Annotated in this window: 11 protein-coding genes and 1 other RNA gene; 11 read left to right on the top strand and 1 reads right to left on the bottom strand. The window is 28.4% G+C overall.

Features of this window, described 5'->3' with window-relative positions:
* Positions 1–10 precede the first annotated feature (10 nt).
* From ssrA to ACQZHJ_RS09775, 4 genes are all read left to right on the top strand, one after another.
* Positions 11–372: a transfer-messenger RNA gene (ssrA, locus tag ACQZHJ_RS09790) on the top strand.
* A gap of 283 nt (positions 373–655) precedes the next feature.
* Complete coding sequence (locus ACQZHJ_RS09785; protein WP_430485368.1) at positions 656–1,903, top strand: hypothetical protein; 1,248 nt, start codon at positions 656–658, stop codon at positions 1,901–1,903.
* A gap of 5 nt (positions 1,904–1,908) precedes the next feature.
* Positions 1,909–3,444, top strand: a complete 1,536-nt coding sequence (gene ccsA / locus ACQZHJ_RS09780) for a cytochrome c biogenesis protein CcsA (RefSeq protein WP_430485367.1) — start codon at positions 1,909–1,911, stop codon at positions 3,442–3,444.
* A 144-nt stretch (positions 3,445–3,588) separates the two neighbouring features.
* Complete coding sequence (locus ACQZHJ_RS09775; RefSeq protein WP_430485366.1) at positions 3,589–4,794, top strand: class I SAM-dependent rRNA methyltransferase; 1,206 nt, start codon at positions 3,589–3,591, stop codon at positions 4,792–4,794.
* 194 nt (positions 4,795–4,988) lie between these two features.
* Here the strand turns inward: ACQZHJ_RS09775 and ACQZHJ_RS09770 are convergent, their stop codons facing one another.
* Entirely contained in the window at positions 4,989–5,456 is a 468-nt protein-coding gene (locus ACQZHJ_RS09770; RefSeq protein WP_430485365.1) for a DUF1097 domain-containing protein, read from the bottom strand.
* 633 nt (positions 5,457–6,089) lie between these two features.
* On the opposite strand from ACQZHJ_RS09770, the gene ACQZHJ_RS09765 reads away from it, so the two are divergent.
* From ACQZHJ_RS09765 to ACQZHJ_RS09735, 7 genes are all read left to right on the top strand, one after another.
* The gene (locus ACQZHJ_RS09765; RefSeq protein ID WP_430485364.1) at positions 6,090–7,811 is read left to right on the top strand and encodes an ABC transporter ATP-binding protein; all 1,722 of its coding nucleotides are present in this window, start codon (positions 6,090–6,092) and stop codon (positions 7,809–7,811) included.
* Complete coding sequence (locus ACQZHJ_RS09760; protein ID WP_430485363.1) at positions 7,811–9,661, top strand: ABC transporter ATP-binding protein; 1,851 nt, start codon at positions 7,811–7,813, stop codon at positions 9,659–9,661. Before ACQZHJ_RS09765 ends, ACQZHJ_RS09760 begins: the two co-directional genes overlap by 1 nt.
* A 385-nt stretch (positions 9,662–10,046) precedes the next feature.
* The gene (locus tag ACQZHJ_RS09755) at positions 10,047–11,138 is read left to right on the top strand and encodes a tyrosine-type recombinase/integrase (RefSeq protein WP_430485362.1); all 1,092 of its coding nucleotides are present in this window, start codon (positions 10,047–10,049) and stop codon (positions 11,136–11,138) included.
* Complete coding sequence (locus tag ACQZHJ_RS09750; protein WP_430485361.1) at positions 11,128–12,558, top strand: tyrosine-type recombinase/integrase; 1,431 nt, start codon at positions 11,128–11,130, stop codon at positions 12,556–12,558. The genes ACQZHJ_RS09755 and ACQZHJ_RS09750 overlap by 11 nt, the downstream gene beginning before the upstream one ends.
* Entirely contained in the window at positions 12,545–14,077 is a 1,533-nt protein-coding gene (locus ACQZHJ_RS09745; RefSeq protein ID WP_430485360.1) for a tyrosine-type recombinase/integrase, read from the top strand. The genes ACQZHJ_RS09750 and ACQZHJ_RS09745 overlap by 14 nt, the downstream gene beginning before the upstream one ends.
* Complete coding sequence (locus ACQZHJ_RS09740; RefSeq protein WP_430485359.1) at positions 14,064–14,489, top strand: DUF6262 family protein; 426 nt, start codon at positions 14,064–14,066, stop codon at positions 14,487–14,489. The genes ACQZHJ_RS09745 and ACQZHJ_RS09740 overlap by 14 nt, the downstream gene beginning before the upstream one ends.
* Before the next feature lie 15 nt (positions 14,490–14,504).
* The gene (locus ACQZHJ_RS09735; RefSeq protein ID WP_430485358.1) at positions 14,505–15,461 is read left to right on the top strand and encodes a DUF4238 domain-containing protein; all 957 of its coding nucleotides are present in this window, start codon (positions 14,505–14,507) and stop codon (positions 15,459–15,461) included.
* Positions 15,462–15,636: the final 175 nt, after the last annotated feature.

The following is a 15,636-nucleotide window of genomic DNA, read 5'->3' as shown; positions in this document are numbered from 1 at the left end:
TCTCATACATGGGGGCGTTTTGGCTTCGACGGGGGTAAGATGGGTTTGATAAGCGGGTCGAGGAAAGCATGGTACCTCGTTAATCAAGTATGCATTAAAGATAAACGCAGAAGATAATTTTGCATTAGCAGCTTAATTTAAGCGCTGCTCATCCTTCCTCAATTGCCCACGGTTGAGATCAAGGGTGTCATTTTAAAGTGGGGAACCGAGCTTAGCAAAGCTTTGAGCTAGGAACGGAATTTATGAAGCTTACCAAAGAGGAAGTTTGTCTGTGGACGTCTTCTGAGGGAATTTTAAAACACAAGACTACACTCGTAGAAAGTCTTACTGGTCTGCTTTCGGACACGGGTTCGACACCCGTCGCCTCCACCATATAAACCACGATTTAATATCGTGGTTTTTTAGCGTTTGGAGATTTATTTAGATGAAGATCATGCTACACTATTTAATAAATATTTTATAAAGACTACGTTGGAGAAATATTCAATGTAGTCTTTTATTTTTTGAAATATTGAATAGTTTAAGAGAAAATCCTTAATAAAGATTGAAAGATATATTTTAGTAATAGATGCGTTTATTCCTATCTTAAATGAATAAGGCAACAACAAATAATAAATAATAAATAGAGATTAATATTATACAAGGAGGAACTATAATGAAGATGGGAAATGAAACATTTAAAAAAGTATTAAAAAGTTGTGTTGTATTAGGAATTTCCATCTTAGCAATTTTAATTAATAGTAAAGCTCTGGAATCTAAAGCTTCATTTAAAGTAGCAGAAAAAGAATATCTGATATTAGCATATAATGATTTAGGAATGCATTGTATACAGGGAGATTATTCTGCTTTTATGATATTACCACCAGCTAATACCGTTAGGGTTCAAGTCTTTGAGAAGGGAACAGATAAGGCTAAACTTATAGATAGTGGAATAATAGTAGAATACAAAATGAATAACAATACTACATCAGTTGATAAAAGTAATTTTTGGAATTATGCTAAAGATTATGGTTATGATTTGAAACCTAATGAAGGTATTACTGGAAATTATTTAAGTGGAGTTTGTAAATTGTCAAAGGATAAAAATTATTACGAAGCCGAATACGTTCCAGTAGTACCTTTTAATGATGGGAGTAAGGAAAGAAATCCATATCAAACCATGACTGTTACAGTAATTGATGAGGCTACAAAAAAAGTATTAGCACAAGAGGATAGTATTGTAGTTCCGGTATCAGATGAGATGAATTGTAGTAATTGTCATGGAGAGGTGGATACTTATGCAAATATATTAAAGGTTCATGATAGGAAAGAAAAAACTACTTTATATTCTGATTTAAATAATAATAAAAGACACAAATGTAATGAGTGCCATTCAGATAATGCTTTAGGTGCATCAGGGGCTCAAGGTGTTCAAAGTCTTTCTCTTGCAGTACATGACTTTCATGCATCAATTATGGGTATGTCAGATTTGAAAAACAAATGCTACAATTGTCATCCAGGGGTTGAGACACAGTGCAATAGAGGAGCTATGTATAAAGCAGGTATTACTTGTAGTGATAGTAAATGTCATGGAGACATGGAAAAAGTAGCTCAGTCTTTAAAGGAAGGTAGACGAGATTGGCTTGATGAACCACAGTGTAGTAATTGTCATGGAGAACTTTATAGTATAAAAGATAATGAACTATATAGGGAGGCATATCTCCAAAATGGACCAAAAGGTATGAATGGAAAAGTAAAATGTGCAACTTGTCATAATAGTCCACATGCTGAATGGATATCATCACTTCCTCAAGATAATGAGATACCAAAAAAACTTTATGGCAAACCTGATTTTATTAGAAAATGCACAACTTGTCATGAGAATAAAGGAAATAATAAAATACATCAGTATAAGGGAGAGTAGAGAAAATGAATTTAGGGAATTTGCTTATTCTTATATCTTTAGTAGGTAGTATATTAATACTACCTATTAATATACTAGTACATAATAAAAGGATAAGAGACGTAATTTTAATAATTACTGCCATAAGTTTAACAGCTTCATTAATTTTAATTCTATATTATCAATACACTTGTAACTTTAGGTATAGTTATGTAGTGGAACATATATCAACAGATTTAAAACCTCTTTATAAGATTTCAGCTTTATGGGCAGGGCAAAGTGGTTCCTTTTTATTATGGGCAGTTATTTCTATTTGGCTAGGGATTGCTATAAAAGATAATAACAAATCTTTTAATATTTATATGATTATCACTATAGCACTTATTGCCTTTGTTTATTTAAGTGACCCATTTGCAATTGAAAGAGTAATTCCTAGTGAGGGAAATGGATTAAATATAGCATTACAAAATCCTTGGATGGTTATACATCCACCACTTGTATTTATAGGATATTCGTCTATGGCTATACTGTTTTGTGAAAGTTTTTCACAGAGTGTAGAGAAAAAATGGACTTATATTTCATTGCTTTTTTTAGGAGCTGGGATATTTACAGGAAGTATATGGGCTTATAAAGCATTAGGGTGGGGAGGATATTGGGCATGGGATCCAATTGAGAATGCTGCATTAGTTCCATGGCTAATTTTACTAGCTATTGTTCATAAGGAAAAAGTAAAGTCTTATGTAACTATGTTACCTTTTATTCTAGCCGTTTTTGGAACATTTTTAGCAAGAAGCGGAATATTAGAAGGAAAATCAGTACATTCGTATAATATATCCACCATGTCAAAGCCAATATTGATTTTAATTAGTTTTTTATGTGTATTACTATTTATAATTGCTATAAAAAATAAGCAAAGTAAAGATATAGTAAAGAATAAGAGTGCTTCAAAAAAAGTATTATCTATATTTTGCATTAGTACATATTTATTTTCGGCACTTATTTTAATAGGTACTACTTTACCTATTTATTCATCTTATAATGTTGAAGTTGATTTTTATAATTTATTATCATTAGCTTTTGCAATAATTTCTTCAATTTTATTCTTAATTTATATGAAGGATTTATTTAAGGGAAACTTAGCTATTGTATTAATAATAAATACAATTTTACTTATAACAATAAGTAGGATTACAAAGTTTGGAGAAGTCAAGTGGCTGCTTATTCTTTGGGTACTAATGCTTCCATTGCTTTTAAAAATAATCTATTTTAATAAAATTAAAAATAAATCAGCAAATATAGCCCATATTGGATTTATATTAATGGTATTAGGTAGTATTACATCATCTATATTTGGTGAAATTGGAATGTTTTTAGATGCACAGGTGACAAACCAGGAAGTTGTAGAGGCTATAATAATTCATAATTTTTTAGAAGATGTAATAATAACAGAAGGTGCAAAATATACAACAAAGCCATTAATATTTTTATTTTGGATAGGTGGAATTTTAATAATGCTTTCTATGGTAAGAAAAATATGGTTCTTTAAGGAAAGGATAAAATAAGAACATAATAATACTAAAATGATACGACTAATGATATAATGTGTAAGGAATAAATTTTTTATAGTAATGAAGTTTATTGCATTAAAAGAAGTTTAAGATATGAGGAATAAAAAGATTTAAAAAACAAAAGATTGGATGGAAAAGATGAGAAAAGAAATTACTGTAAAAGTGAAATCAAGATATGTAGATAAGTTTAAAAAGGGATACCCATTAATTTTTAAGGAAGCGCTAATAAATGTTGATGCTTTTAATAAAGAGGGGGAGCTAGTTAAACTAGTAGATGAAAAAAATAGATTTGTTGCAAGAGGATATCATGGAAAACAGAATAAAGGTTATGGATGGATTCTTAGTACAAAAGAAAATACAAAGATAGATATAAGCTTTTTTGAAAGAAAGATAATATCTGCATTAAATAAGAGAGCAGGTCTTTATAGAAGTCGTGATACAAATGCATTTAGAGTATTTAACGGAGAAGGAGACGGTATAGGTGGATTAACTATTGATTATTTTGATGGTTATTACTTAATAAACTGGTATAGTAGAGGTATTTATAAGTTTAGAGATGAGGTATTAAATTCATTAAAAAGAATAGTTGAATTTAAGGCTATTTATCAGAAGAAGAGATTTGATGAGAATGGTGCTTACATAGAAGAAGATGGATTTGTAATGGGAGAGAGAGGGAATTTCCCTATTATAGTAAAAGAAAATGGAGTTAATTTTGCTATATACCTAAATGAAGGAGCGATGGTTGGAGTATTCCTAGACCAAAGAAACGTAAGAAGAACTATCAGAGATAAATATGCAAAAGGGAAGAATGTTTTAAATACATTTTCTTATACAGGAGCATTCTCTGTGTATGCAGCCTTAGGTGGTGCAAAAAAGACAACAAGTGTTGACCTTGCAAATAGAAGTTTACCAAAAACGATTGAACAATTCAGTATAAATGGAATAGACTATGAAGCTCAGGATATAGTTGTTGAAGATGTATTTAATTACTTTAAATATGCTGTTAAGCAAGGATTAAAGTATGATTTAGTTATACTTGATCCACCAAGTTTTGCTAAATCAAAGAAATTCCAATTTAGTGCAGCTCATAATTATAAAGATCTTCTTAAGGAAGCAATAGCTATAACAGAAGATAATGGTGTAATAGTGGCTTCTACAAACTGCAGTAACTTTAATATGAAAAAATTCAAAGAATTTATAGCTACTGCATTTAGAGAAATGTATGGTACTTACAAAATTATAGAAGAATACTCATTACCATCAGATTTTAGAATTTCAAAGGAATATGAAGAAAGTGATTATCTTAAGGTTGTGTTTATCAAGAAAATTAGAGGTCATTTTTAATAGTGTACTAGATACTTTAATATAGATTAAGCATTGAGTTTGAGGAATTTAAAAATTCGTTTGAGTATAGAATATTAATTTTATATTTTATGAATATATTGGGATAATATGGGATAGGAAAGTAATTAATAAACATAAATATTAAAACCTCAGTATTAATATAATTTAATGCTGAGGTTTTTAGTATTATTTACTTAGTTGGAACTTTTGGGATTTTTACTAAATACATCATGACAGTATATTCCTATCTTTTGTGATATATATCCTAATACATTACCACAAAGTAATGCTGGTACAACTGCTTGCCAATCACCGTTTAATCCAAAGGTTGAGAAACATCCACAAAATGCTCCTGATATAAATTCAAATTTCTTGAATTTTGCTTGTATTACCATCATAAAAGAAAAGAATGCTGTTAAGAAATAAGACCAATATTCATTTGGAAAAATAGATGATCCCTTTATAATAAGCAGAGCATAAATAATTCCAGTTGCATTTGAAGTAAGAGACCTAAAAAGCCCTTTAGCCATCCCTCCTGAAGAATAATAACTAGTCCATCCAACAAATCCTGTCCAACTTACCATTCCAAAAGTTGCTGCCATCCATGCCCAAACTCCAGAAAGTACTCCAACACTAATAGCTACATATACAAGTACGTCCATATAAATTTTGTCCTCCTCTTTAGTATCTCATAAATTATCCTTGATGTTTTTACTTTACCATACCATTCTATCTAAAAGTAAACCTTTAATCAATTTGTTAATTTTTCTAAATTAAATTATATTTCAAGATATATCTACAAATTGGCACTCACCTAAAACGTAACAGCTAACCTATAAAGGAAGAAACAATGCTATGAATACTATACATTTATCTAGCACAAAATTCAAAAATGTGCAAAAATTATATAGTAGTAATCTTTACAAGAGACTATTAAATAACTTTAAAAATATATTGATTAATAGAAATTGGATAAATAAAAGGGCTGTATTTTAGCCAGGTATTAATTTCTAAACATACTTAGAAGGCAATAATAGCTTTAAGTAGACATTACTTATAAATAAAGAATTGTATTTTAAAATAGTTTTGGTTTCTAGATATAGATGAAAGACCATCTTAATGAGCAATTAGAGTTTCATTGTCTTAGGAAGCACCTTCTCATATTCATTCGAAGGTATAAGTTCAAAGTACAAAATTAAAAATTTTGATTTTTACTTAAAATTAAGTTAGGTCTGAAGAAATATCTAGAAATCAAAACTCACTTTAAAAACAAACAAAGAAAAGGAGATGTAAAAGTGAATATATATAGTAAATATTTTAAGAGATATAAGCTTCCTTTTTTAACTGCTATTATTTGTGTAACATTGGAAGCTATATGTGATTTACTTGGACCAACTCTTATGTCTAACATAATTAATTTAGGAATAGATGGAGCGAATCTTTCGAGTGTTTATTACTGGGGCGGATTAATGCTCATGGTTACAGCACTAGGTGCTTGTTTTGCTATAACTCGTAATATATTAGCTTCTAAGGTTTCTCAAAGAGTTGGTGCAGATTTAAGGTATGATTTATTTAAGAAGATATTATATTTTTCAGAAAATGGAGCAGATAAGATAGAAAGTGGTTCTCTTATTACACGTATGACTAATGATACTTCTCAGGTTATACAATTTATAAATGGAATTATGCGTATTTTTCTAAAGGCTCCTATAACTTGCATAGGTAGTATTATTCTTGCAACAATACTTAATTTTAGACTTTCTTTAATTATTTATGGAGTTGTAATAATTGTTGTTGGAATTATAGTAGTTAGTATGAAACTTAGTTATCCACGCTTTTATAAATTACAAAAGTCTATAGATAAAGTGAACTCTGTTGTTCAGGAATACTTAATAGGAGTTAGATTAGTTAAGGCTTTTTGTACTTATGATAAGGAACAAAAAAAGTTTGGAGAGGCTAATGATAACTTGATGAAAAGCAGTATTTCTTCTCAAATGATTATAACGGTAATAGCTCCTCTTATTACTTTTACAGTTGGAGTTGGTACAGTAATTGTAATTTGGCTTGGAAGTAAGCTTTTCTCTTTAAATCTTGCAAATCCAGGGGATATAACAGCTTTTACAATATATATGGCTCAAATCCTTACGTCTTTAATAATGATAACTAATATATTTAATACCTTTGTTAGAACAAAGGCATCTACTAATCGTATTAAAGAAATTTTAGAGTGTGAGGATGATTTTACTCATGGTGGAGAGATTTCAGAAGTAAAATGGGAAATAGGTTTTAAAGATGTTGTTTTTTCTTACCCTAATGGCAGTGGAGTACCAGCTATTAATGGGTTGAGTTTTTCTTTGAAAGCTGGTGAAAAGCTTGCTATTATAGGACCTACAGGAAGTGGAAAGTCAACAATAGCTTGGTTGTTATTAAGATTTTATGATGTGAATAGTGGGAAAATATTAATTGATGGTAAGAATATAAAGGATATAGATGTAAAATCTCTTAGAAAAAATATTTCTATTGCTCCTCAAAAACCAATGTTATTCTCAGGAACAATTAATGAGAATATTAAGTGGGGAAATAAAAATGCTTCACATGAAAAAGTTAATTTAGTAGCTGAAAAGGCTGAGGCTTCTTTTATATACAACATACCAGAAGAGTTTGATTCTTTATTAGGAAGTAGAGGAGTTAATCTATCTGGTGGACAAAAGCAAAGAATTTCTATAGCTAGAGGACTTCTTAAAGATTCAAAAGTACTTATATTAGATGATGCTACTAGTGCTTTAGATGCAGTTACTGAAAGAAGAGTTAGGGATAATATAAATTCTTTAATGAAAGATAAAACAGTTATCACTATTACTCAACGCTGTGGAACAGCTATGGCTTCAGATAAGATTTTAGTTATGGATAATGGGAAAAATGTTGGATTTGGAACTCATATTGATCTTATGAAAAACTGTGAGGTTTATAGAGAAATATATAGAACTCAAATAGAAAGTAGCAAGGAGGCAGAATAATGGGAGAAGTATATAATAATAAATCACAAGCCAAGATGCCTTCAATAGGAAGAGGTGGTGGAGGCCCTAATAGGTTTGCGCCTAAAGCCAAGCCTAAAAATGCTAAGGGAACTTTGGTAAGAATTATAAAAATATATATGAAATGGGGAAAAGCTATATTTTTAGCTATGCTTTTAACAATTATTTCTTCAGTTATAACAGTAAGCATTCCTTATTTTGTTGGGGAAACATTTAATTATTTTGATATTAGCACTAGAACTGTAAATTTTAAAATAATAATGTGGATTTTAATGATTATTTTAGCACTTTATTTATCTAATTTTATTATTTCAAGTGTTAATCAGGTAGTTATGCTAAAGGTATCTCAAAAATTAGTACATGCTTTGAGAACAGAGTTCTTTCATAAGATGCAAAAGATTCCTTTAAATTTTTATGATAAAAGATCTAATGGGGATACTATGAGTAGGATTACTAATGATATAGACAATATCAGCTCAACATTAGCTCAAACTACAACACAACTTATATCAAGTATTTTGATTTTAACTGGTTCATTTTTAGTGATGATAAATTTAAATTTTTTTCTTACTGTAGTTGTCCTTTTATGTGTTCCTTTGGTGATTTTACTAACTAAAATAATTGCATCTAAAAGCAGAGATAATTTCTTATCTCAGCAGAGAAGTCTTGGTGCTTTAAATGGGATTATTGAAGAGAATATTTTAGGACTAAAAATGGTTAAAGCTTTTAATAAACAAGAGGATGTTTTAGAAAGTTTTAAAGAAACTAATGAAAGATTATATGAAAGTAGTAAGAAAGCTCAAATATGGTCGGGGTATATGATGCCTTTAATGAACGTTATTAATAACTTTATATTTGCTGTGGTTGCTATTGTAGGTGGAGTTTTATCAGTAAGTTTTGGATTGGAAGTAGGAACTGTTGTCAGCTTTTTAAGTTATTCAAAACAGTTTTCTAGACCATTAAATTCTCTTGCTGGAATGTTTAATACTATTCAGTCAGCTCTTGCAGGTGCTGAAAGGGTTTTTGAAATTTTGGATACTGAAGAGGAGAAAAAGGATAAAAAAGAAGCTATAGAACTAAAATCACCTAAGGGTGCTGTAGAGTTTAGAAATGTTAGCTTTTCTTACGATAAATCAAAGAAAATACTAGATAATATAAGTTTTAATGTTAATGCAGGAGAAGTGGTTGCTTTGGTTGGAGAAACTGGGGCTGGTAAAACAACTATAGTTAATCTTCTTACGGAGTTTTATGAGGTGGATAGTGGAACTATTCTCATAGATAATGAACCTATAACAAATATAAAAAGAGATAGTCTTAGAAAGTGTTTTTCAGTTGTTCTTCAGGACACATATTTATTTACAGGAACAATTATGGACAATATTAGATATTCTCAAAGTTTTGCTTCAGATGAAGAGGTAATTATGGCATCGAAAATAGCTCATGCACATGAATTTATAAGTAAGTTGCCAAGAGGATATTTTACTATGGTTTCAGGATCTAATGATAACTTAAGTCAAGGACAGCGTCAGCTTATAGCAATTGCTAGAGCTATTTTATGTGATAGTCCTATTCTTATTTTGGATGAGGCAACTAGTAGTGTTGATACTAAGACAGAGAAGGATATTCAAAATGCATTAGTTAAATTAATGAAAAATAGAACAAGTTTTTTAATTGCTCATAGACTCTCCACTATTAGAGATGCTGATAAAATTATGGTTATTGGAGATGGGAAAATTATTGAAAGTGGAAATCATAATAGCTTAATGGAGAAAAAAGGGCTTTATTATAAAATGGTAGTAAGCCAAATGGGTGAAGTATTTATAGAAATATAAGAATCTTTTTTAGAGTTTATATAAAGAGTTGGTTATAATGGTACGAAAGAAAGTTAAGATAAAGAGTATATATTTAATAGAAAGTAAGACTTGATTTAAATATACTTTTTTAGAAAAGGAGAACATATGGAGAATACATGGGAGAAAAAGTGGTTATCTTTAGTGATTATAGTATAGATAGTAAATAATAATATAAGTATAGATATTAGTAGAGATATACAGAGATAATAGAGTATAACAAGGGAGTGTATAAGAGTAAGTAAGTACCACAGTAAAATATATTATTAATAAGACAATATTACTATTGAATAATTATTTAAAATCAACTTATAATAGTAATATAAACTTATTAGACATGTAAAGAATGATAGGAGGAACTTACGGATTGGAATTACATACGATAAGATATGAAAATAAAGATATTGTTGTACTACTTGATAATGATATGAAATTAGTTAAACCTGTATATGCTTACTTGAAATATCTTAGACATAAAGATAGAGCATTTAATACTATAAAGGCTAATTGTAATGACCTAAAGTTGTATTGGGATTTTTTAAATAAGGAACATTACCAATATGATGAAGTAACGCCTAATGTTATAAGTGAATTTATAGAGTACCTTAGAGAACCTAACGCTACTGATAACGTAGTTAGTATTTATGCTGAAAGTAAGCGTACTGGAAAAACTATAAATAGAATACTTAGTACAGTTTATAACTTCTACAAGTATTGTGGAATGGTTAAAGAGATAAATAATCCTATAATAATGGAAGATGTAAATAGACCATTTGGTATGTTTAAGAGCCTACTACATCATGCAAGAAGCAATAATAAAACTAAGCAATCTATATTCAAAGTTAAAGAAAGTAAAACTACTTTTAAATTATTATCAGATAATAATGCTGAAACATTTTTAAATAATTTGCCTACTTGGAGAGATAAATTAATCTTTAAAATAATGTACCTTACAGGGGCGAGAATTGGAGAAGTTTTAGACCTTCAAATTGAAGATATACCCTATCCCGATATTTCCAAAGAAATTGGAATGTTAGAAAATATAAAGTCTAAAGGTAAAAGAAGAAATTTGTATATTCCAATGACTTTATTAGAGGAAATAGATAATTTTATAATGGAAGAAAGAAATAATATTGATACAGAGCATAGTTATATCTTTGTATCACAACAAAAGCAAAATTTAGGTAAACCACTAACTTATAGAGCAATCTATGAAGTATTTAATACAGTTAAAAAGAAAACTGGAATAGAATTAAATTTTCACGATTTAAGACATACTTGTGCAACTGCTTTAGTTCAAAGTGGTATGGATATTAGTGTTATTAAGATAATTTTAGGTCACGAACATATCACTACAACTCAACAATATACTCATATTTCAAATCAGTATCTTGAAGATAATTTAAGTAAGTATTGGAATAAGAGTTCTTTAATTGGAGGTAGCGCAAATGGTAAGTAAAATGCCTAATGATGATATTTGGGAATTGATAGATAATGATAGCAATTCGCAACATTATGGAAAGAAATTTAAATTTGATTTTTCATATATATATTCAACTAATATAAAGGAAATTATGAAAAAGTACATTTGGCATAATTATAAAACTGGAAGTAAAACTGTTAGAACTTTAAGTGAAGATATTAGTTGCTTTAAAATTATAAATGAATTTTTAAATATTAATAAAATAAATTACTTAAGAGAATTAACGAATTATGATATTAATAAGTTAATATCATATGTAAAAACTATCTTAAACCCTAAAACAAAAGTACCATATTCAACATCAGCTCAAAGAAAGTGTTATTTTACCATTAAAAAATTAGTCATGTATAGCAAACTATATTGCGAGAATGAATCGCCAAGTGGAGATATTTTTATAGGTACAGTAGTACCACAAATAGAAAGAAATATAAAAATTGATTTTATTCCTGACGACGTTTTATCTAAAATAAATATTGCTTTAACAAGAGAAGAAAATCCCTATATTAAGTATGGAATAATTATTTTACAATCAACGGGGATGAGAATTGGAGATATGTTGAAATTAACAATAGATTCAATTAAACCACATATAATCAATGGTTATACATTGACTTGGTATGAATATAAAACAAGAACACAAAGACAACCTATGCCTGTGACTAATGAATGTAAGATTGCTATTAATAAATTAATAGCAATTACAGAAGAAGTTAGGAAACAAGCAAATGAAGGTACGAAAAAATATATTTTTATAAAAGAAAATATTAAAAGTAAGGAAATTTCACCTATTGAAAGAAGAACCTATAGTAGATGGTTAAAACTTTTTATTGAACAACATAATATTCGAGGAATAGATGGTGAATTGTACAACATAAAGACTCATCAATTTAGAAGAACCTTGGCAACTGACATGCTGTCCAAAGGTACTGATATTAACATAATAAGAAATGTGTTAGGACAAAAATCTGCAACAACAACCAGTAGATATTATGCTGATATTAAAGATAAAGAAAGAGCCGAGATATTTAAGAATATAGGTATTATCGGTAACATCAACAAGATTGATGAAACATTTATAGCAGATAAGAAGGATTTAATTTGGTTCAAGGAAAATAAGGATAAAGGGGCAAGGATGGAAGATGGCTATTGCACTAAGCCTTGTAGTGATGGGAAAATTTGTGATAGATTATTAAAAAGACAAAAATGCTACACTTGTAGTAGGTATATTACTACTCCAGAGTATTTACAGGCTCATAAAAATCATTTAGCAGAGTTAGAAAAGCAATTAGAGGGAAATATCTATGGTGACCATTATGCTGAACATTTCTTACCTACTATTAAAGTTCTAAAAGAGATTGTAAAGAGATTGGAGGAAATACAAGATGGCAATAACTAAGCTAAATTTACAACCAATAATTACGGAAAGTGATTATAGTAATATAACTATTGGAAATTCTAAATTCAATGATGATGAATGGGACGTAACGCCATTCATGACTACTAAGGGTGTTAAAAGATGTAGAAGTAGAATAAATTTTAAATATATAAATAGTAATGCTATGAAATTTGTAATTAAGCAATATGCTTATTTCTGCTTTAGTAAATTAAAAGCATCTACAGTAGTAAGTAATATAAATAGTAAGTTACCTTCGTTTATTGAATACTGTAATATTAATAATATTACATCATTTAAGGATGTTGATACAATAATATTAATGAATTATGTAGATTGGTTAAGAAATGAAAAAGGATTTTCTGAAAGAACTGGGTATTCTAAAACATTAGTTGTAGAAGAATTAATGAAGGTTGGAGCAAGTCAAGGGTGGAATGTCAATAAAGAAAATGGTTTTTTTTTAGAATCAACACATTTGTTATGGAATATAAAAAAAGAAATTAATAACAATAAGGTAAAACCTATACCAGAGGATATATTTAATAAAATATTATATTATGCTATTAATAAAGAAAATGATATATTAACTAAGGCTGGAATAATTATTCAAAGTCAAACTGGTTTAAGAATAAGTGAAGTATTATCTATAAAGGATGATTGTTTAGGGATAACTAATGATGGTTATGAGTATATGGAGGTTTATTTAAACAAAACAACAAAAGATAATTTTATAAAGCATAAAGTTTTTATAAATGATTTAGTAAAAAAAACAGTATTAGAACTTATAGAATCAACTAAATCTATGAGGAAAAGGTTTTGTGTTAATAATTTATTTATTAAGATAAATTATGCGGACAAAAAAATTAAAATATTAAATAATGATGATTTTGCATATAGAGTTAATTCATTCATTAAGAGATGGAATATCACAGATAATAATGGAAATATATATCACTTGAGGACACATCAATTTAGAGCAACATTTGTTAGGGAACTTATCAAACAAAAAGTACCAATAGCACACATTATGAAACAGTTTGCTCACGTATCTATTGAAATGACTTCACACTATCTTACTTTGCAAGAGGAAGAAATTAAAGAAATATATTCAGATATGATACTTGGTAAAGATTCTAAGATTGCTGGACTTAGAGCAAAGGAAATTAAAACCAAACTTGATGAACAGTTTAGAGGCAAAACAGAACAAGAAATTGATGATATAGTTTCTAATTTATCTAAATCTATGAGTTTTAATCCATTACCGACAGGCGTATGCTTGTATGACTTTAGAAGGGGGAACTGTTCTGATGGTGATGGCTGTTTCTTTTACAACTGCCCTAACTACGTTACCGAGGTTAAATTCTACCCTGTTTTAAAACAAGAATTAGACCTTATGGAGAAGGAAATGACAAGGTATAAAGAGTTAGGTCAACAACGTTCTTGGGAAAGACAATATGTTAAATATAAGTATCTAAAACCATTAGTAGATAGTTTGGAGGAACAAATCAATGAAGAAAAATAGTAATAAAAATACAGAAGGTTTAAAAGAGTTTGCCGAAAAGAAAAAACAAGAAACTATCGAAAAGGTTAATAAAGCAATAGATAAGTTAAAGCGTTCAAAAACCAAGTCAATTAACTTTAAAACAGTAGCCGAGGAAGCAGGGGTATCTAAGGCTACTCTATATAACAATGATATTCTTAAAGAACGTATATTAAGTTTAAGAGCTATTCAAAAAGGTGTTCCTAACGATAGCATAGTTGCTACACCTAAAGATAAAATAAAGGCTAAAAACGATAAAATAAAGCAACTCTACGAAGAAATCAAAAAACTGAAAGAAGATAAAGAAAAACTAATTATCCAATTAGTTGATATGGAAGAACTTAAAGATGAAAATAAAAGATTAAGAGAAAGTTTGAATAGAATTGATAACTAAAAATAGGAGTGGAAAATGAAAGATAATATTACTAAAAAACAACATTATATACCGAGGTCATATTTAAAAGAGTTTTCAAAAATTAATGATAATAGTGACGATAAAAAAAATAAAATTTTAGTTTTTGATAAGTTAAGAAAAAAATCATACGGTTCAAATGTTTATGATATAGCATGTGAGAATTTATTCTATGAAATTGAGAATGCACCTACAATTACAGAAAGACAAATTTTTGAAACAACTTTTAGTGAAATGGAAAGTAAGTTCTTAGTATTGTTAAAAAAGTTTAGAAGACTTTGTGAAGAAGAAAATAATTATTTTAATGCATTGATTACAACTAAGGAACAAAGATTAGAATTTTCATTTTATATTGTTTTACAGTGGATAAGAACTAAAAAATATAGGGATATTATTAGAAACTTTAATGATAATGCTATGACAAAGATAATGAAATTTTATAAGGAAGAGTTTTTAGGAGAAAAATTTGATACAAATAATAAGGGATACAAGATAGATGAGAAAATAATGCATTTAAACAGTCTTCTTGACAGTAATTACATTGGTGCTTTAACAAATTTTATTTCAAACTCTCATTGGATGTTTATTAAAAATGAAACACAAACACCATTTATAACATCAGATAATCCAGTTTGTAGGATTCCCAAATACTATGTTGATGAAATATATGGAGAAAAAATATATCCTATTTTTAGTGATACATTAGAAATAAACTTTCCTTTGTCTCCTAATATACTATTGCGTATTTTTAGAAATCAAACTTCTAATTATGAGAAATTAAAAAAATTTAGAAATAGAGTTGTTCCTGTTAAAGAAATTGAAATGGTAGATATTATAAATCAGTTTCAATGCATTATGGCAAATGAGAAAATTTTTATAAATCCTGAATATAAAAATTTACTTGAAAAATATACTAAAGAAGATTTGCTAAAAGAGATAAATTTAATAATGTAGTATAGGATTGAAATTTAATAACAACTTATTAGACACTAAAAAGTGAAAAACAAGAAAGAAAGTGGTATTTAAAAGAGTTTAGTACTTATAATACACTTTGTTACTAAAGATAATATTCGATAGAGGACATTGATTATTTAAAAGAGGAGCTTAAAAAAAGACATAAGAATCTATT

Origin of the sequence: Clostridium sp. B9 (genome assembly GCF_050509515.1) — a bacterium.
In the GTDB taxonomy this organism is placed as follows: Bacteria; Bacillota; Clostridia; order Clostridiales; family Clostridiaceae; genus Sarcina.
Note: the sequence above shows the minus strand (reverse complement) of the source record. Positions and strands in the feature narration are given on the sequence as shown.

Bases quoted from the DNA above. Each gene is read 5' to 3' on its own strand.
- ACQZHJ_RS09785 (WP_430485368.1), top strand. From the start codon at position 656: ATGAAGATGGGAAATGAAACATTTAAAAAAGTATTAAAAAGTTGTGTT.
- ccsA (WP_430485367.1), top strand. From the start codon at position 1,909: ATGAATTTAGGGAATTTGCTTATTCTTATATCTTTAGTAGGTAGTATA.
- ACQZHJ_RS09775 (WP_430485366.1), top strand. From the start codon at position 3,589: ATGAGAAAAGAAATTACTGTAAAAGTGAAATCAAGATATGTAGATAAG.
- ACQZHJ_RS09770 (WP_430485365.1), bottom strand. From the start codon at position 5,456: ATGGACGTACTTGTATATGTAGCTATTAGTGTTGGAGTACTTTCTGGA.
- ACQZHJ_RS09760 (WP_430485363.1), top strand. From the start codon at position 7,811: ATGGGAGAAGTATATAATAATAAATCACAAGCCAAGATGCCTTCAATA.
- ACQZHJ_RS09750 (WP_430485361.1), top strand. From the start codon at position 11,128: ATGGTAAGTAAAATGCCTAATGATGATATTTGGGAATTGATAGATAAT.
- ACQZHJ_RS09745 (WP_430485360.1), top strand. From the start codon at position 12,545: ATGGCAATAACTAAGCTAAATTTACAACCAATAATTACGGAAAGTGAT.
- ACQZHJ_RS09740 (WP_430485359.1), top strand. From the start codon at position 14,064: ATGAAGAAAAATAGTAATAAAAATACAGAAGGTTTAAAAGAGTTTGCC.
- ACQZHJ_RS09735 (WP_430485358.1), top strand. From the start codon at position 14,505: ATGAAAGATAATATTACTAAAAAACAACATTATATACCGAGGTCATAT.